The sequence below is a fragment of the Streptomyces sp. NPDC058086 genome, from assembly GCF_042885015.1.
Taxonomy (GTDB): domain Bacteria; phylum Actinomycetota; class Actinomycetes; order Streptomycetales; family Streptomycetaceae; genus Streptomyces.
The window spans coordinates 1-17,269 of sequence record NZ_JBHVST010000106.1; the positions used below are offsets into that span (position 1 = coordinate 1).

At 70.3% G+C, this 17,269-nt stretch carries 14 protein-coding genes and 1 pseudogene; 4 read left to right on the top strand and 11 right to left on the bottom strand.

Annotated elements, in window-relative coordinates; all coding sequences use genetic code 11:
- The 9 genes and pseudogenes from ACFVWD_RS46615 to ACFVWD_RS46655 all read right to left on the bottom strand — a co-directional run.
- Positions 1–384 (bottom strand): annotated as a pseudogene (locus tag ACFVWD_RS46615) (histidine kinase); the annotation flags it as partial.
- A gap of 34 nt (positions 385–418) precedes the next feature.
- Positions 419–1,102, bottom strand: coding sequence for a response regulator (locus tag ACFVWD_RS46620; protein ID WP_389604359.1), 684 nt, complete (start codon positions 1,100–1,102; stop codon positions 419–421).
- Between the two features lie 124 nt (positions 1,103–1,226).
- Positions 1,227–1,895: a potassium-transporting ATPase subunit C gene (locus tag ACFVWD_RS46625; protein ID WP_389604361.1), complete on the bottom strand. Its 669-nt coding sequence runs from the start codon at positions 1,893–1,895 to the stop codon at positions 1,227–1,229.
- A 6-nt stretch (positions 1,896–1,901) separates the two neighbouring features.
- Positions 1,902–4,001 carry a potassium-transporting ATPase subunit KdpB gene (kdpB, locus tag ACFVWD_RS46630; protein ID WP_389604363.1) on the bottom strand — a complete coding sequence of 700 codons (2,100 nt, stop codon included), beginning with the start codon at positions 3,999–4,001 and terminating at the stop codon, positions 1,902–1,904.
- 35 nt (positions 4,002–4,036) lie between these two features.
- Positions 4,037–5,701, bottom strand: coding sequence for a potassium-transporting ATPase subunit KdpA (gene kdpA / locus ACFVWD_RS46635; protein ID WP_389604365.1), 1,665 nt, complete (start codon positions 5,699–5,701; stop codon positions 4,037–4,039).
- A gap of 7 nt (positions 5,702–5,708) precedes the next feature.
- The gene (gene kdpF, locus ACFVWD_RS46640) at positions 5,709–5,798 is read right to left on the bottom strand and encodes a K(+)-transporting ATPase subunit F (RefSeq protein ID WP_037659531.1); all 90 of its coding nucleotides are present in this window, start codon (positions 5,796–5,798) and stop codon (positions 5,709–5,711) included.
- A gap of 447 nt (positions 5,799–6,245) precedes the next feature.
- A complete protein-coding gene (locus tag ACFVWD_RS46645) occupies positions 6,246–8,087 on the bottom strand; it encodes an APC family permease (RefSeq protein ID WP_389604366.1) in 1,842 nt (613 codons plus the stop codon).
- A 198-nt stretch (positions 8,088–8,285) separates the two neighbouring features.
- Positions 8,286–9,023 (bottom strand): DUF4118 domain-containing protein, encoded by a 738-nt coding sequence (locus ACFVWD_RS46650; protein WP_384906827.1) that lies wholly within the window; start codon positions 9,021–9,023, stop codon positions 8,286–8,288.
- Between the two features lie 83 nt (positions 9,024–9,106).
- Positions 9,107–11,689 carry an ATP-binding protein gene (locus ACFVWD_RS46655; protein ID WP_389604404.1) on the bottom strand — a complete coding sequence of 861 codons (2,583 nt, stop codon included), beginning with the start codon at positions 11,687–11,689 and terminating at the stop codon, positions 9,107–9,109.
- Between the two features lie 373 nt (positions 11,690–12,062).
- Here ACFVWD_RS46655 and ACFVWD_RS46660 point away from each other — a divergent pair, with 373 nt between their 5' ends.
- Together ACFVWD_RS46660 and ACFVWD_RS46665 are read left to right on the top strand one after the other, a co-directional pair.
- Entirely contained in the window at positions 12,063–12,515 is a 453-nt protein-coding gene (locus ACFVWD_RS46660) for a DUF6153 family protein (protein WP_389604367.1), read from the top strand.
- 92 nt (positions 12,516–12,607) lie between these two features.
- On the top strand, positions 12,608–13,270 hold the full coding sequence (locus tag ACFVWD_RS46665) for a DUF305 domain-containing protein (protein WP_389604368.1): 663 nt from the start codon (positions 12,608–12,610) through the stop codon (positions 13,268–13,270).
- Between the two features lie 70 nt (positions 13,271–13,340).
- On the opposite strand, the gene ACFVWD_RS46670 is transcribed toward ACFVWD_RS46665, so the two are convergent.
- The gene (locus tag ACFVWD_RS46670; RefSeq protein WP_389604369.1) at positions 13,341–14,771 is read right to left on the bottom strand and encodes an MFS transporter; all 1,431 of its coding nucleotides are present in this window, start codon (positions 14,769–14,771) and stop codon (positions 13,341–13,343) included.
- 142 nt (positions 14,772–14,913) lie between these two features.
- On the opposite strand from ACFVWD_RS46670, the gene ACFVWD_RS46675 reads away from it, so the two are divergent.
- Together ACFVWD_RS46675 and ACFVWD_RS46680 are read left to right on the top strand one after the other, a co-directional pair.
- Positions 14,914–15,567, top strand: coding sequence for a TetR/AcrR family transcriptional regulator (locus ACFVWD_RS46675; RefSeq protein WP_389604371.1), 654 nt, complete (start codon positions 14,914–14,916; stop codon positions 15,565–15,567).
- A gap of 22 nt (positions 15,568–15,589) precedes the next feature.
- Complete coding sequence (locus ACFVWD_RS46680) at positions 15,590–16,015, top strand: GNAT family N-acetyltransferase (protein ID WP_389604373.1); 426 nt, start codon at positions 15,590–15,592, stop codon at positions 16,013–16,015.
- A gap of 18 nt (positions 16,016–16,033) precedes the next feature.
- Here the strand turns inward: ACFVWD_RS46680 and ACFVWD_RS46685 are convergent, their stop codons facing one another.
- Positions 16,034–16,975 carry a LysR family transcriptional regulator gene (locus ACFVWD_RS46685; protein WP_389604374.1) on the bottom strand — a complete coding sequence of 314 codons (942 nt, stop codon included), beginning with the start codon at positions 16,973–16,975 and terminating at the stop codon, positions 16,034–16,036.
- Between the last annotated feature and the right edge of the window lie 294 nt (positions 16,976–17,269).

The window sequence follows — 17,269 nt, forward strand, 5'->3', positions numbered from 1 at the left end:
CAGGTGCTGGATGTTGACGGTCGAGACGACATCGATCCCGGCGGCGAGGAGTTCCTCGACGTCCTGCCAGCGCTTGGCGTTGCGGGAGCCGGGGATGTTCGTGTGGGGCAGCTCGTCGACCAGGGCCACCTGGGGGCGGCGGGCCAGCACCGCGTCGATGTCCATCTCGGTGAACGTGGAGCCGCGGTACTCCAACTCCTTGAGCGGGACCTGCTCCAGACCGTGCAGCATCACCTCGGTGCGCGGCCGGTCGTGGTGCTCCACGTACGCCACCACGCAGTCGGTGCCCCGCTCGACCCGGCGGTGCGCCTCGGAGAGCATCGCGTACGTCTTGCCGACCCCCGGTGCCGCGCCGAGGTAGATCCGAAGCTTGCCGCGTGCCATCTTCTCTTCTCTTCGTCGGTTTCGTACGCACGCCTCAGCTCTCGAAGCGGTATCCCATGCCCGGTTCGGTGATCAGATAGCGGGGGTGGGCGGGGTCCGCCTCCAGCTTGCGGCGGAGCTGTGCCATGTAGACCCGCAGGTAGTTGGTCTTGTTGCTCTGGCTGACTCCCCACACCTCCGCCAGCAGGTGCTTCTGTGTGATGAGCCGGCCGGGGTTGGTGACCAGGATCTCCAGCAGATGCCACTCGGTCGGTGTAAGGCGTACGTCGTGCCCGGCGCGGGTGGCCTTCTTCGCGAGCAGGTCGATGGTGAAGCCGTCCGTCATGACGAGCGTCGTCTCGGGGGCCAGCGGAACGTCGTCCGTGCGGCGGACGGCGGCGCGCAGCCGGGCGAGGAGTTCGTCCATGCTGAACGGCTTGGTGATGTAGTCGTCGGCGCCCGCGTCCAGGGCCGCGACCTTCTCGTCGGAGGCCCGGCGGGCGGACAGCACGAGGATCGGTACGCGGGTCCAGCCGCGCAGGGCCTTGATGACGTCCGTGCCGTCCATGTCGGGCAGGCCGAGGTCGAGCAGGACCACGTCGGGCTGCCGGGCGGCGGCGATGCGCAGTGCGGTGGTGCCGTCGGGGGCGGGGTCCACGCCGTACTTGCGGGCCTGCAGGTTGATCACGAGGGCCCGGACGAGCTGAGGGTCGTCCTCCACCACCAGTACCCGGGTCATCAGTGTGCGCCTTTCCTGTTGTACGGCGGGCCAAAGCCCGTGGAACCGGCCTCGTGAACGCGGGAGTTGACGAACCGGGGTCTGTTCCCCGTTCGCCAACTCCCGCGCGGTGCGCCTAAGCCCATCAGCTCTTCGCCACAAGTCCCTTGAGCGCGATGTTGAGCTCGAGGACGTTGACTCGGGGCTCGCCCATGAAGCCGAGGGTGCGGCCGTCGGTGTGCTCGTCGACCAGCTTCTGCACCTGGGCGACGGCCAGGCCGTTCTTCTCCGCGATCCGGTGCACCTGGATGTCGGCGTACTTCGGGGAGATGTCCGGGTCCAGGCCCGAGCCGGAGGAGGTGACCGCGTCGGCGGGCACGTCGGAGGGCTTGACCGTGTAGCCGTTCACCGAGTTGTCCTTGATGACGGCGGCCTTGGCGTCCTTGACCCACTTGATCAGGTCGGCGTTGTCACCCGAACGGTTGGTGGCGCCCGACAGGATCAGCTTGTACTGCGTGTTGACGCTGTTGGCGCCCAGCCCGTTCGCGGGGCGGCCCTGGAACCACTTCAGGTCGGCATCCGGGGTCTCCTGGCCCTTCTTCAGCGGCAGGTTGTAGGACTGGCCGATCAGCGAGGAGCCGACGACCTTGCCGTTCGCCTTGATCTCCGAGCCGTTCGCCTTGTCGTTGAACAGGCCCTGGGCGACCCCGGTGATGGCGAGCGGGTAGAGGACGCCCGTCACCACGGTGAGCACAAGGAGCGCGCGCAGGCCCGCCCAGAGCAACCGGGCAGTGTTCGTAACCGAGTTGTTCATAGCCGATCAGCCGATTCCGGGGATGAGGGAGATGAGCAGGTCGATGATCTTGATGCCGATGAAGGGGGCGATCAGGCCGCCGATGCCGTAGATCCCGAGGTTGCGCCGCAGCATCTTGTCGGCGCTCACCGGCCGGTACTGCACACCCCGCAGGGCGAGCGGCACCAGCGCGATGATGATCAGCGCGTTGAAGATGACCGCGGACAGGATCGCCGAGTCGGGCGAGGACAGGTGCATGATGTTCAGCTTGTCCAGGCCCGGGTAGACCGCAGCGAACAGCGCCGGGATGATCGCGAAGTACTTCGCGACGTCGTTGGCGATGGAGAACGTCGTGAGCGCGCCCCGGGTGATGAGGAGTTGCTTGCCGATCTCGACGATCTCGATGAGCTTGGTCGGGTTCGAGTCGAGGTCGACCATGTTCCCGGCCTCCTTGGCGGCCGACGTACCCGTGTTCATCGCCACGCCCACGTCCGCCTGCGCCAGCGCGGGGGCGTCGTTCGTGCCGTCACCGGTCATCGCGACGAGCTTGCCGCCCGCCTGCTCCCGCTTGATGAGCGCCATCTTGTCCTCGGGAGTCGCCTCCGCGAGGAAGTCGTCGACGCCGGCCTCGTCCGCGATCGCCTTGGCCGTCAGCGGGTTGTCACCCGTGATCATGATGGTCTTGATACCCATCCGGCGCAGCTCGTCGAACCGCTCGCGCATGCCCTCCTTGACGACGTCCTTCAGGTGGATGACCCCGAGGATGCGCGCGCCTTCGGTGTCCTCGACGGCCACCAGCAGCGGCGTACCGCCCGCTTCGGAGATCCGGTTGGAGAGGGTGTCAGCGTCGGCCGACACCTCGCCGCCCCGCTCCTGGACCCAGGCGATGACCGAACCGGCCGCGCCCTTGCGGATCTTGCGGCCGTCGACGTCCACACCCGACATACGGGTCTGGGCGGTGAAGGCGATCCACTCGGCCCCGGACAGCTCGCCCTGGTGCCGCTCGCGCAGCCCGTACTTCTCCTTCGCCAGTACGACGATGGAGCGGCCCTCGGGCGTCTCGTCGGCCAGCGACGACAGCTGGGCGGCGTCGGCCACCTCGGCCTCGGTGGTGCCGGACACCGGCACGAACTCGGAGGCCTGGCGGTTGCCGAGGGTGATGGTGCCGGTCTTGTCGAGCAGCAGCGTGGAGACGTCACCGGCGGCCTCGACCGCGCGGCCCGACATCGCCAGTACGTTGCGCTGGACCAGCCGGTCCATGCCCGCGATACCGATCGCGGACAGGAGCGCGCCGATCGTGGTCGGGATCAGGCAGACCAGGAGGGCCACCAGGACGACCATCGTGAGGTGCGTGCCCGCGTAGTCGGCGAACGGCGGCAGGGTCGCCACCGCGAGCAGGAAGACGATCGTGAGGGACGCGAGCAGGATGTTCAGCGCGATCTCGTTCGGCGTCTTCTGCCGGGCCGCGCCCTCGACCAGGGCGATCATCCGGTCGATGAAGGTCTCGCCGGGCTTCGTCGTGATCTTGATGACGATCCGGTCGGAGAGGACCTTCGTACCGCCGGTGACGGCACTGCGGTCGCCGCCGGACTCGCGGATGACCGGGGCCGACTCGCCGGTGATGGCCGACTCGTCGACGGAGGCCACACCCTCGACGACGTCACCGTCGCCGGGGATGATGTCGCCCGCCTCGCAGACGACCAGGTCGCCTACGCGCAGTTCGGTGCCGGGGACCTGTTCCTCGGTGGAGCCGGTCAGGCGCCGGGCGACGGTGTCGGTCTTCGCCTTCCTGAGCGTGTCCGCCTGCGCCTTGCCGCGGCCCTCGGCCACCGCCTCCGCCAGGTTGGCGAAGATCACGGTCAGCCAAAGCCAGGCGCTGATCGCCCAGCCGAACCAGTCACCCGGGTCCTTGAAGGAGAAGATCGTCGTCAGGACCGAGCCCACGAGGACCACGAACATGACGGGAGACTTGATCATCACCCGTGGGTCGAGTTTGCGGAAGGCGTCCGGCAGCGACTTCAGCAGCTGCTTCGGGTCGAACAGACCCGCGCCGACACGGCTTTCGTCGGTCTTGTGGCCGGTCGGCACATCGCTGTGCGGCGCCCGGGTCGGAGTGGCTGTGGACATCGAGTCCTCTTCTGAAGGTGAATCTGTGCGAGTGGTCATGACGCCAACCCCTCGGCCAGCGGACCCAGCGCGAGCGCCGGGAAGTAGGTCAGACCGGTGATGATCAGGATGGCGCCCACCAACAGGCCGGTGAACAGCGGCTTTTCGGTGCGCAGGGTGCCCGCGGTCGCCGGGACCGGCCTCTGCTCGGCCAGCGAACCCGCCAGCGCCAGCACGAACACCATCGGCAGGAACCGGCCCAGCAGCATCGCGATACCGATCGTGCTGTTGAACCACTGCGTGTCGGCGTTCAGACCCGCGAACGCGGAGCCGTTGTTGTTGGCACCCGACGTGTAGGCGTACAGGATCTCGGAGAAGCCGTGCGCCCCGCTGTTGGTCATCGAGTGACCGGGGGTGGGCAGCGCCATCGCCGCCGCAGTGAACACCAGTGCCAGCGCCGGGGTGATGAGGATGTAGCAGGCCGCGAACTTGATCTCGCGGGTGCCGATCTTCTTGCCCAGGTACTCGGGGGTGCGGCCGACCATCAGACCGGCGATGAACACCGCGATGATCGCCATGATCAGCATGCCGTAGAGACCGGAGCCGGTACCACCGGGCGCGATCTCACCCAGCTGCATGCTCAACAGGGTGATACCGCCGCCGAGACCCGTGAACGAGGAGTGGAACGAGTCCACCGCACCCGTCGAGGTCAGCGTCGTGGCCACCGCGAAGATCGACGAACCGCCGACACCGATACGGGTCTCCTTGCCCTCCATCGCGCCGCCCGCGATCTGGAACGCCGGACCGTGATGGGCGAACTCGGTCCACATCATCAAAGCCGTGAACCCGACCCAGATCGTGGCCATCGCGGCGAGGATCGCATAACCCTGCTTCAGGCTGCCGACCATGCGGCCGAAGGTGCGGGTCAGCGCGAACGGGATCAGCAGGATCAGGAAGATCTCGAAGAGGTTCGAGAACGGGGTGGGGTTCTCGAAGGGGTGGGCGGAGTTGGCGTTGAAGTAACCGCCACCGTTGGTGCCGACCTCCTTGATGGCCTCCTGCGAGGCGACCGCGCCGCCGTTCCACTGCTGCGAGCCGCCCATGAACTGGCCCACGGAGTGGATCCCGGAGAAGTTCTGGATGGCGCCGCAGGCGACCAGGACGATCGCGCCGATCATCGAGATGGGGATCAGGATGCGGATCGTGCCGCGCACCAGGTCGGCCCAGAAGTTGCCGAGCTCACCGGTGCGCGAGCGCGCGAAGCCGCGCACGAGCGCCACGGCGACGGCGATGCCGACCGCGGCGGAGACGAAGTTCTGCACCGCCAGGCCGCCGGTCTGTACGACGTGGCCCATGGCCTGCTCGCCGTAGTACGACTGCCAGTTGGTGTTCGACACGAAGGACGCGGCGGTGTTGAACGCCTGGTCCGGGTCGATCGCGGCAAAGCCGAGCGAGCCGGGCAGATGGCCCTGGAGGCGCTGCAGCAGGTAGAGGAAGAGGACGCCGACGGCGGAGAAGGCGAGGACGCCGCGCAGGTACGCGGGCCAGCGCATCTCCGTGTTCGGATTGGCGCCGATGCCCTTGTAGATCCACTTCTCCACACGCCAGTGCTTGTCGGAGGAGTAGACCTTGGCCATGTAGTCGCCAAGGGGGACGTAGGCGAGGGCCAGCGCCGCTATGAGCGCGAGCAGCTGGAGCACGCCGGCAAGAACGGGACTCATGGCGCTCTCAGAACCTCTCCGGGAAGATCAGGGCGAGGACGAGATAGCCCAGCAGGGCGACGGCCACGATCAGGCCGACGATGTTTTCGGCGGTCACAGCTTCGTCACCCCCTTGGCGACGAGGGCCACCAGCGCGAACACCGCGATCGTGGTGACGACGAAGGCCAGATCGGCCATCGCGAACTCCTAGATGAGGTTCAGAAATGAAGCGGACGGTTAGAGGTAACCGCCTCGATGGCCGGATCTGGCCGCCGTTGACACCTCCCATACGGCGGCCGGTCCGCCTTTGACGGAACCCTTACGACCGACCGCTCCACGTGCGGCGACGGGTCCCGCCGTCCGCCGTGCGGCCGAGTACGCCGATGGCCCGCATCAGCGAGATGCGGGCCATCAGGGCGCGGACCAGGGCAGGACGTCGGAACGGGGCGTCAGAGCGGGGTCCGGAGCAGGGCGTCGGGGCAGGACGTCGGGGCAGGACGTCGGGGCAGGACGTCGGGGCAGGACGTCGGGGCAGGGCGTCGGGGCAGGGCGTCGGGGCAGGGCGTCAGAAGACGCGGAACCGCAGCCGGCAGATCACCGCGTCCGTGTCACGGCGCACCGCGTGAGCGACGACCGCGCCCCGCTGGTTCTGGAGCAGCCGCTGCCACAGCCGGTCCGGCTCGACCTCGGGGATCAGCACGGTGACCCGGGTGCCGGGCTCCGCGGCGGCCGTCTCGCCCACGTACTCGGCGATCGGGCGCCCCACGGTGCGGCGCTCGGAGGTGAGCTGGACGAGCGGTACCCCGGGATCCCACTGCGCCCAGTCGCGGGCCAGCGCATGCGTGTGGGCGCGGTCCTCGGCATCGGGATGGCACACCGTGACGGCACGTACCTCGTCGCCGAGGGAGGCGGCGGCGTTCAGGGCCTCCACGGTCAGCCGGGACAGGTTCGACACCGGAACGATCACCAGCGAACGGTCACGGTGCGGCGGCTCGGGGATCCGCCCGAGGCCCAGCCGCTCACCGATCCGCGCATACGCCCGGTGCACCGTCTCGAAGGCGGCCACCAGCAGCGGCACGGCGATCACTATCAGCCAAGCGCCATCCTCGAACTTCGTCGCCGTCACCACGACCGCCGAGACGCCGGTGAGCACGGCGCCGAAACCGTTCAGCAGAGCCTTGCCCCGCCACCCCCTCCCCCGCTCACCACGCCAGTGCCGGACCATTCCGACCTGCGCGACCGTGAAACCGATGAAGACGCCGATGGCGAAGAGCGGCACCAGGGTGTTGGTGTCGCCGCCGGAGAAGACGAGCAGGGCCGCCGAGACCAGAGCCAGCGCGAGCACACCATGACGGTGCACCTGCCGGTCGGCCTTCAGAGCGAAGACGTGGGGGAGGTAGTTGTCCCGGGCGAGCAGCTTCAGCAGCACGGGCAGGCCGCCGAAGGAGGTGTTCGCGGAGAGCGCCAGCAGGATCATCGTGGCGAACTGGATGACGTAGAAGGCCCAGCTGTGGCCGAGCGAGGCGTCCGCGAGCTGGGCGAGGACGGTGACGCCCTCCACCGGCTGGAGGTGGAAGCGCGAGATGAGGACCGACAGGCCGATCAGCATCACCCCGAGGACGGCTCCCAGGGCCACCTCCGCCCGCTGGGCCCGGCGCACGCGCGGGACACGGAAGGACGGCACGGCGTTGGCCAGCGCCTCCACACCGGTGAGCGCGCTGCACCCCGAGGCAAAGGCCTTCAGCAGGAGCAGCGCGCCGACGGTGGTGGCGTTGTCGGCGAGGACGGAGGCGTGCCCGGCCGCGGCCACGGTGCTGACGGGCGCGGACCGGAAGAGACCGACGGCGATCAGCACCAGGATCGACACGACGAAGACCGCCGTCGGCACGATGAACGCGCGCGCCGACTCCACGATGCCGCGCAGATTCACGCCCGTGATCAGCACCAGCACGGCCAGGCACAGCCACAGCCGGTCGCCGTACAGTTCAGGAAACGCCGAGGTCAGCGCCGCCACCCCGGCGGTGACGGCGACCGCCACATTGAGCACGTAGTCCAGGACCAGCGAGGCCGCCGCCACCAGGCTCGTACGGGCGCCCAGGTGGGTCCTGGCGACGGCGTACGACCCGCCGCCGTCCGGGAACGCGGCGATCACCTGCCGGTACGAGGCGACGAGCACCGCCAGCAGCCCGGCGATGGCCAGCGTCACCGGCAGTGTGAAGCCGAGGCCGTGCGCGCCCGCCGCGGCCAGCACGAGGACGATCGCCTCGGGCCCGTACGCCACCGAGGCCATCGCGTCGAGCGACAGGGCGGCCAGCCCCGTGAGGGCGGTGAGGCGATGGCGCTCGCCGGCATCCGGCGGCTCCTCGTCGGCGGGGGTCGCCCCCGGCTCGATCGTCAGGACAGACATGGAATACGGGCTCCTTACGCGGTGGCCCGCGCACGCGGGGAGGCGATGCGCGGGTGCGCCCAGGTTCTGTCCGTCATCGACTGCCTTCGACCCTTCCTTGCGCCTTCTTCGCGGAGAAGCCCCGGACCTTGACGGGACCTTGACGCTCCGTACCCCGCACGGCTCCTGCTCGGCTGCGCGCAATGCCCCCGCGGGTACCTACCGCCCGGCCGTGTCCAGGGCCGCGCCCGTCTGGTCGGCGAGAGTGACCGCCACCAGGCGGGCCTGGAGCGGCGGTACGGGGCCCGGGCCGGGGGTGAGCATGAAGCGGCCCAGGTAGTGGCCGTTGCCGTAGGTGCGCAGTTCGATCTCGCCGTCCGGCCAGCCGCAGGCGTCAACGTCCCGGCGCCGGTGGCCGACCGAGACGTTTCCGTCCTGCTCCAGCCGGGGCGGCTGCCCCAGCAGGGTGCCGTACTCGTAGCGGCAGCCGCGCAGGCCGAGCAGCTCGGTGAGCTGGCCGCGGACGTGGTCGACCACGGTGTCGGAGGACTTGGCGGACTGGGCGAGCTCGGCGGTCTCGTGGACGCGGGCGAGATAGTCCGCGTCCGTCACCGTGATGACCTCCAGGCGGCGGGCCCGGGCCGCGAGCTGGGACACGATCACGCCGACGACGAGCAGCAGCACCGCCGTCTCGATGTCGGCCGAGGTATGGATGTCGAACGTCTCGTACGGGCGGGTGAGGAAGAAGTCGAACCAGGCCGCCGCGGACAGCGCCGCGAGCGCCCCCGCCGTACGGCTGCCGAGGGCGGCGACCGCGACCACCACCACGACCAGGATCAGTGCCGCGTTCGTGTGCGACAGATCCGTACGGAAGGGCACGAGGACGAGCGCCACCAGGAAGGGGCCCACCAGGCCCGCCACCAGGGCGAGCCGGTCCCGGAGCGAATAGCCGGTCATCACACCGTCACCTCCTGCGGTTGCCACGGCGACCTCGGGCCCGAGCCCTCGTACGCCGCTGCCACGAGTCGTACACCCCCTGCTCATACGCCGCCTCCTACGCTCTGCGTATCACCGGGAAGATCCACCCGCTCGGCGAAGGGCAGCGACAGCACCATCGTCAGACCGCCGCCGGGAGTGTCCTCCGGGGTGAGGGTGCCGTCCATCGCCTCGGTCAGCCCCCGGGACAGGGCCAGGCCGAGGCCGAGGCCGGTGGTGTTGTCGGTGTCACCGAGACGCTGGAAGGGCTCGAAGAGCCGGTCGCGGACGGGGGTGCCTCCCTGCTCGGGCGGAGCCGAGAGCTTGGAGGACGGCGGCAGGCCCGGGCCGCGGTCGACGACACGGACTTCGACGCGGCCCGCGTGGATGCTCGCGGTCAGCAGCACCTTGCGGTCCGCCGGGCTGTGGCGGGCCGCGTTGCCGACGAGGTTGGCGATCACGCGTTCCAGGAGCGGCGGATCGGCCAGCACGGCCGGGATCTCCTCCAGGTCCCCTACCGCCACCTCGGGGGTGTCCGCGAGCGCCGCCGGGAGGACCTCCTCCAGAGTGGTGGCCCGCAGATTCAGCGTGAGCGCGCCCGCCTGCAGGCGGCTGAGGTCGAGGAGGTTCTCGACCAGGCGGTTGAGCTTGGCCATGGACTCGTCCGCGGTCGCGAGGAGTTCGTCCCTGTCCTCGTCGGAGAAGTCGACGTCCCGGCTGCGCAGCGAGGAGACCGCGGCCCAGCCCGCCGCGAGAGGCGTGCGCAGGTCGTGGCCGACCGCCCGCAGCAGCGCCGTACGCATCCGGTCGGCGGCCCTGACCGGTTCGACCTCGGCGGCGGCCTCGGCGAGCCTGGCCCGTTCGACGGCGGATCCCACATGGGCGGCGAAGGCGGCGAGCACGCGCCGCTCGGGGGAGGGCAGGAGGCGCCCGCGCAGGACGAGGAAGGCGCCGGGGCCCGCGGGCACGACCGTCGCGCCGTCGTCTCCGGGCGGCTCGTCGACGAGTTCCGCCGAGTCCATGCCGAAGGTCTCGCGTGTGCGTTCCACCAGCGCCGGGATCGTGGCGCCGCCCCGCACGATGCTGCCGGCGAGCGAGGACATGGTCTCGGCCTCGGCGGTGGCGCGGGCCGAGCGCCGCGACAGGCGCAGGGAACGGTCGACGACGCCGGCGACCACGGCGGCGACCGCCGCGAAGACCGCCAGGGCCAGCAGCGCGTTGGGATCGTCGAGCGTGAACTGCCCGACGGGCGGGATGAACCAGTAGTTGAGCAGCAGGGACGCCGTCACCGAGGCGATCACCGCCGAGACGACCCCGCCTATGCAGGCCACACCCACCACGGTGAGCAGGAACAGCAGTGCCTCGCTGGTGAGGTTGAGCCGGTCCCGGGCCCAGTCGAGATCGAGCAGGAAGGTGAGCGCCACGGGCAGCAGCAGCCCGGTGACCGGACCCGCGACCCGGCGCGCGGTCGACAGGGTGCGCCGCCGCGAGGGCAGCAGCGTGCCGCGTCCGGCGCGCTCGTGCGTGACGATGTGGACGTCGATGTCCGAGGAGAGTTCGACCACCGTCTCGCCCGTGCCGCGGCCGGTGACGAAGCGCTCGACGCGGCCCCGGCGGCTGGTGCCGAGGACGAGTTGGGTGGCGTTCTCGGCGCGGGCGAAGTCGACGAGGGCGGTCGGCACGTCGTCGCCGACGACCGAGTGGTAGCTCCCGCCCAGGTCCTCGACCAGCCGCCGCTGCCGGGCGAGTGAGGCGTGCGAGGTGCCCGCGGCGAGACCGTCGCTGCGGGTCACGTGCACGGCGAGCAGGTCACCGCCCGCCGACCGGTCGGCGATCCGGGCGGCCCGTCTGATGAGGGTGCCCCCCTCGGGGCCGCCGGTGAGGGCCACGATCACCCGTTCCCTCGTCTCCCACACCCCGCCGATACCGTGTTCGGAGCGGTACGAGTGGAGCGCCTCGTCCACCCGGTCGGCCACCCACAGCAGGGCCAGTTGGCGCAGCGCGGTCAGATTGCCGAGCCGGAAGTAGTCGGCCAGGGCCGCGTCGATCTTCTCGGGGGCGTAGATGTTGCCGTGCGCCATCCGGCGTCGCAGTCCTTCCTGCGGGATGTCGACGAACTCGATCTGCTGGGCTCGTCGTACGACCTCGTCGGGCACCGTCTCGTGCTGCGGCATCCGCGTGATCTTCTCGACGACGTCGTTGAGGGACTCCAGGTGCTGGATGTTGAGGGCCGTGATGACGTCGATCCCGGCGGCTAGCAGTTCCTCGATGTCCTGCCGGCGTTTGGCGTTGCGGCCGGCTCCGGGGACGTTTGTGTGGGCGAACTCGTCGACGATCGCGACCTGCGGCCGGCGCTCGAGGACCGCGGCGAGGTCCATCTCCTCGAACTCCCCGCCGCGATGGGCGCAGAGGGCACGCGGTACGACCTCCAGGCCGTCGAGCATCGCCTCCGTGCCCGGGCGCCCGTGGCACTCCACGAACCCCACGACCACGTCGGCGCCGCGTGCCGTCCGGCGGCGTGCCTCGTCGAGCATGCGGTAGGTCTTGCCGACTCCCGGGGCCGCCCCCAGGTAGACCTTCAGCCGACCGGGCCGTACGTCACCCGCGGCGGTCCGTACCTCACCCCCACCGGTCCGCACATCACTCATCTCGGTCGGTACGTCATTCATCGCAGCCGACGCGCTCCGCTCACTGAAGATCAACTCTCCGACGGGAAGGGTTACTTCCCCCCACCGAAGCCCTTCCGCGAGTCGTCCGGCACAACCCTTGACGCATCCTTGGCGCCAGTCACGCGGACGTTGACACCACCTTGACGCGTCCTCCCCCGACAGGGTGAAGGCCGCTGCGCCGGAGGTGCGGTTCCGGGTCGGCCATGCCGGTGCGGGATTCGGTACCGCACCGTGCGTTCAGTGAGCCGCTCAGAAAGCGGGCCGGTATCCGACCCCCACGACAGCACGCTCCACTCCCCTTCGCTACTGTCGGAGAGTCAGTCCGGAGCGATCACAGACGGAGACTGCCGGCGTGCACGTGAACCGATACGTACGAGCGGGAGGCGCCTACGGGCACCTGCTGCTCGTCGTCGTTCTCGCGCTGGGCGTGTTCGTCATGCACGCCGTGGGACACCCCGGCCAGTCGTCCGGCGACGGCATGAGCCCCGCGTCCCACGTCTCGACGATGCCCACGGCGGCGGCCGCCCACGACCCCATGGGGGCTCCGGCGTCACCGGAGCGGGCCGGCGCCGCGCACTCCACGCACACGGCGTCCAAGGACAAGCCGGCCATGGCGATGGACATGCTCTCGCTGTGCGTGGCGGTGATGTTCGGCGCGTGGGTGCTCACCGCGCTGCTGAGGACGGCCCTCACGCGCCGTCCGGACTGGCTGGCGAAGCTCCTCGCCGAGGCGCCCGTCATGCTGCGGCCCAATCCCCCACCCCGCGGCCCCGATCTCACCGAGTTGTCGGTCCTGCGGCTGTAGGCCGAACCGCCCTCGCGGACGCGCACCACGCGCGCTCCCGCGACGACGCGTACGCCCACACAGCCAGTACCAACACACGAGGTGAGTTCACGATGACTGCCTTCACGCGCGCCTTCCACGGCAAGCACCTCCACCGCAAGCCCGTCCGCCGTGTCGCGGCCGTCGGCGTCGTAGCCGCCGGGGCCCTGATGCTCTCCGCCTGCGGCGGCGACAGCGGCGGAGCGAGCGGCATGCACCACGGCGGCAGCAAGAGCTCGGCGACAGCGACCGCGACGGCGGCCGCCAAGGCCGGTGACGCCGACGAGGCGGACGTCACGTTCGCGCAGATGATGATCCCCCACCACGAGCAGGCCGTGGAGATGGCCAAGCTGGCCGACGGCCGCGCTTCCGACGCGGAGATCAAGGACCTGGCCGCGAAGATCGAGAAGGCTCAGGACCCCGAGATCAAGACCATGACGGGCTGGCTCAAGTCCTGGGGCAAGCCCACCGCCAAGGGAGACATGCCCGGTATGGGCATGGGCGGCGACGGCATGATGTCCGACAAGGACATGAAGGAACTCAAGGCCATGCAGGGCAAGGAGTTCGACAAGATGTTCGCCCAGATGATGATCGACCACCACAACGGCGCGATCGCCATGGCGAAGACCGAGCAGAAGAGCGGCCAGGACGCCGACGCCAAGAAGATGGCCGACGCCATCGTCACGGGCCAGTCCGCCGAGGTCAAGCAGCTCAAGAGCATCCTCGACCGGCTCTGATCCGCAGTACCCGTTGACCGCCCGGGCTCCCTCGACCGTCGTGGGGAGCCCGGGCGGTCACTCGGGCGCTTCAGTGGACATGCGGACCGCCGGTCGTCTGTGGCCTGCCGCGCGGTACGAGGAACAGGGCGACGCCCGCGCTCACGGCGGCCGCGACCGCGCTGAGCGTGAACGCGTCCGTGAAACCGTCGATCGCGCCGTGCTCGATGCCCGCGGCGGCGACGGTGGACAGGACGGCCACGCCGATCGAACCCCCCACCTCATGGAAGGTGTTGACGACGCCCGAGGCCAGACCGGCCTCTTCGCGCGCGACCATCGCCAGCGCCGTGGTGGTGGCGGTGACGAAGACCGCCCCGAGGCCGAGTGAGGCGACCACGAGGCCCGGCAGCAGGCCGGCGTACACGCTGCCGTCGTGCGACAGCCGGGTCAGCGGCGCGGTGCCCGCCGCCGCGATCAGCAGGCCTCCCACCGCGGTCGTCCTGCTGCCGATCCTGCCGACGAGCCGGGATCCGAGGTGGGCGCCGACGGCGGTGGCGACGGCCACGGGCAGGAACACGAGGCCGGTCCGCAGCGGGCTGAAGCCGCGTACGTGCTGCAGGTAGACCGAGCCCAGGAAGAAGAACGCGATCAGCAGCGCGGTGGCGATCAGCAGCAGGAACGCGCCCGCGACCACGGGACGGCGGGTGAGCATGCGGAGGTCCATCAGCGGGGCGCCGCCGACCCGTTCGACCGCGGCGAACGTCCCGTACAGCACGACGGCAGCGAGCAGCGACAGCAGTGTGGCAGCTCCGCTCCAGCCCGTGTCGCCCGCCTTGACCAGGCCGTAGATGAGCGACCCGGTGCCCGCGGTGACCAGCAGCGCGCCGGGCAGGTCGAGCCGGGCCGGCCGCGGCGGACGGGCCGGGAGCAGGCCCGGCAGCGCGGCGAGGGCGAGGACGCCGACGGGGACGTTGATGTAGAAGACCCACTGCCAGCCGGGCCCGTCGGTCAGCGCCCCGCCCAGCAGCACACCGATGGCCGAGCCGGTGCCGCCGACGGCCGCCCAGACGCCGAGCGCCTTGTTGCGTTCCGCGCCTTGGAAGCCGGTGGTGACGATCGAGAGGGCGGCCGGGGAGAGCAGGGCGGCTCCGATGCCCTGGGATATCCGCCCGCCCAGCAGCATGGGCGCGCTCGTGGCGAGCCCGGTGACCAGGGACGCGGTGGTGAACACCGCGAGCCCGGCGAGGACGGTGCGGTGGGCGCCGAACACGTCGGCGAGGCGCCCGCCGAGCAGCATCAGTCCGCCGAAGCACAGGGTGTACGAGGTCACCACCCAGGTCAGCGCCTGCCTGCCGAGGTCGAGGTCGGCGGCCATGTCGGGCAGGGCGACGTTCACGACGGTGACGTCCAGGATGAGCATGAACTGGGCCAGGCAGAGCAGGACGAGCATCAGCCAGCGGCGCGGGTCGGCCGGGGAGTGCGAAGCGGGCGCGTGGTGCGCGCCCGCGGTGCTGTGCGTCACGACGACTCCTCCAAGCGTGCGATACGGGAAGGGGAGATACGGCCGGCCACGACGAACTCCGTACGAGCCCGGTCCGTATGAACTGTACGGCCCAGTACATATGAACTCAACCGTTCAGTTCACATGCCGGTAGACTCGTCGCATGAGCACGAAGGACGTCAAGCGGCCCCCCGCCGGACCGCGCGCCGAGGCAAAGCGACTGGCCATTCTCAAAGCGGCCCGCGAGCTCTTTCTGCGTGAGGGCTTCGACGTGAGCGTCGATCTCATCGCCGCCGAGGCGGGCGTGTCCAAGGTGACGGTCTACAACCACTTCGGCAGCAAGGAAGCCCTGTTCACCGGGGTCGTCAAGGACTCGCTCGACGCCCCGCTCGGCGGCACCCTCGTCAGCGCCATCGCCCGCCTCGCCGACTCGGACGACCTGCGTGCGTCGCTCATCGCCGCCGCCCGCGCCTGGGTGGCCGGAATCCGCACCGACCCGGAGATCCTCGCGCTGCGGAACGTCGTCGCCCGCGAACTGCACCGCTTCCCCGAACTCGGCAAGGGCTGGCACGACGCCGGTCCCGAGCGCCATCACCCCGCCGTCGCAGGAGCGCTCCGGCAACTGGTCGCACAGGGCCGGCTCGACGTCCCCGACATCGAGGTGGCCCTGCTCCAGCTCTACTCGCTGCTGGTCTTCCCGTACCTGGTCTTCAGTGCCTACGGCACCGACATCGACGACGATCTCACCGACCGCCTGATCACGGGTGGGGTCGACATGTTCCTGAGCCACTACGCCCCGCGTCACACCGAGCCGTAACCGAGCCGTAAGGGGAACCGCCTTGCCCGATCCCAGCGCATACGAGGTCCGCCCCGGCGTCCCGTCGGTGGAGGACTACCGCCGGCTCCGCACCCGCGCCGGCCTCAGCGACAAGTCCGCCGAGGGCGCGGCGGTGGGGCTGGCCCACACCTGGTACGGGGTGGTGGCCGTCCACGGTGGCGATCCGATCGGCATGGGCCGGATCATCGGCGACGGAGGATGCTTCTTCCAGATCGTCGACATCTGCGTCCTGCCCGAGCACCAGGGCCGTGGACTCGGCCGCCGCATCATGCAGGCCCTGAACGACGAGTTGGAACGCCGCGCACCGGCACTCTCGTACGTCTCCCTCATCGCCGACGGCGACGCCCACCATCTCTACCGGAAGTTCGGGTTCACCGACAGGGCGCCCAAGTCCATCGGGATGGCCCGCTTCATCCGGGCCGACTGAGGGGCGGCACCCCAGCGGTCACTCCACCGATCGTGACGGAGGGGCGCTCGCCGGACCGGTCGGGGCGAGACCCGTGAGCAGGGCTCGGGCGTACGTGCGGAAGGCCGTCACCAGGCCGTTGTGGTCGCGGGCGCGGGTCGCCAGTACGACATGGCTGGGCTCGACGCCTTCGAGCGGGATCGTGGTGAGGTCCGGGCGCAGGCTGTGGGCGTGGACGTCGACGGAGATGATCACGGCCTGCCCGGCGGCGACGAGTTCGAACTTGTCCTCGGTGGACTCGATCAGCGGGCCTTCGGGGGCCGGGCGTCCGTCGGGGCGGGGGTCGATGCGCCAGAAGGCGTTCAGGAGCGGGTCGGACCCCCGCACCGTGGGCAGGGGTTCGTCGGCGATGTCGTCGAGGGTGACCGCTTCCTTGCCGGCCAGCCGGTGGTCCCGCGGCACCACCAGGACCCGGGGCTCGTCGTAGAGGGCGGTCACGTCCAGGCCGTCGGCGGTGAACGGCAGCCGGGCGACCACGGCGTCCACCCGGCGGTCGAGGAGCGCCGCGCGCGGTTCGCCGGGGGCCAGATGCAGGGTTCGTACCTCGGCGTCGGGATGCCGGTGGCGCAGCTCGCGCACGACCGGGGTGATGATGAGGCCCGGCGTGTAGCCGATGGTGATACGGCTGGGCCGGGCGGCGGCGCGGGCGCGCGCCGCGGCCCGGTCGGCGGAGCGAAGCAGTTCCGTGGCGAGCGGCAGGAAGACCTCACCGGCCTCCGTGAGGTGGTTGCCGTGGGGTGTGCGCTCGAAGAGCCGGGCGCCCAGCTGCCGTTCGAGGCGGTGGATCTGCCGACTCAGAGACGGCTGGGTGGTGTGGAGGGCCTCGGCGGCGCGGCCGAAGTGCCGGTACTCGGCCACGACGGTGAAGCACCACACCAGCCGCAGATCGAAGGCTGCCGGAGGCGGTGACGAGTCGGGCACCCGTCCAGCGTAGCTCTCGCGCGACCTGCCAGTGGACCCGTCAGCGCCCGAACGACCGCCGTGGCGGTGGCGGTGGCGGTGGCGGTGGCGGTGGCGATGCACGCGGCGTATCGCCCCTTGCGAAGCATTCATTGGACCTGGCGTGCGCGGTCGCCGCAGAGTGGGATCACCGGGCGGGCGGCGGCCGAGCGCCGGCCGGGCACCGACCGAGCGCCGTCCGAGCGCCCCATGGGGCCGGTCCTCGTTTCCCCTCCGCCCAATTCCTTCAGATTCTGCCTGATTTCTTACGATCTC

Bases quoted from the DNA above. Each gene is read 5' to 3' on its own strand.
- ACFVWD_RS46620 (WP_389604359.1), bottom strand. From the start codon at position 1,102: ATGACCCGGGTACTGGTGGTGGAGGACGACCCTCAGCTCGTCCGGGCC.
- ACFVWD_RS46625 (WP_389604361.1), bottom strand. From the start codon at position 1,895: ATGAACAACTCGGTTACGAACACTGCCCGGTTGCTCTGGGCGGGCCTG.
- kdpB (WP_389604363.1), bottom strand. From the start codon at position 4,001: ATGTCCACAGCCACTCCGACCCGGGCGCCGCACAGCGATGTGCCGACC.
- kdpA (WP_389604365.1), bottom strand. From the start codon at position 5,701: ATGAGTCCCGTTCTTGCCGGCGTGCTCCAGCTGCTCGCGCTCATAGCG.
- ACFVWD_RS46645 (WP_389604366.1), bottom strand. From the start codon at position 8,087: ATGTCTGTCCTGACGATCGAGCCGGGGGCGACCCCCGCCGACGAGGAG.
- ACFVWD_RS46650 (WP_384906827.1), bottom strand. From the start codon at position 9,023: ATGACCGGCTATTCGCTCCGGGACCGGCTCGCCCTGGTGGCGGGCCTG.
- ACFVWD_RS46655 (WP_389604404.1), bottom strand. From the start codon at position 11,689: ATGAGTGATGTGCGGACCGGTGGGGGTGAGGTACGGACCGCCGCGGGT.
- ACFVWD_RS46665 (WP_389604368.1), top strand. From the start codon at position 12,608: ATGACTGCCTTCACGCGCGCCTTCCACGGCAAGCACCTCCACCGCAAG.
- ACFVWD_RS46675 (WP_389604371.1), top strand. From the start codon at position 14,914: ATGAGCACGAAGGACGTCAAGCGGCCCCCCGCCGGACCGCGCGCCGAG.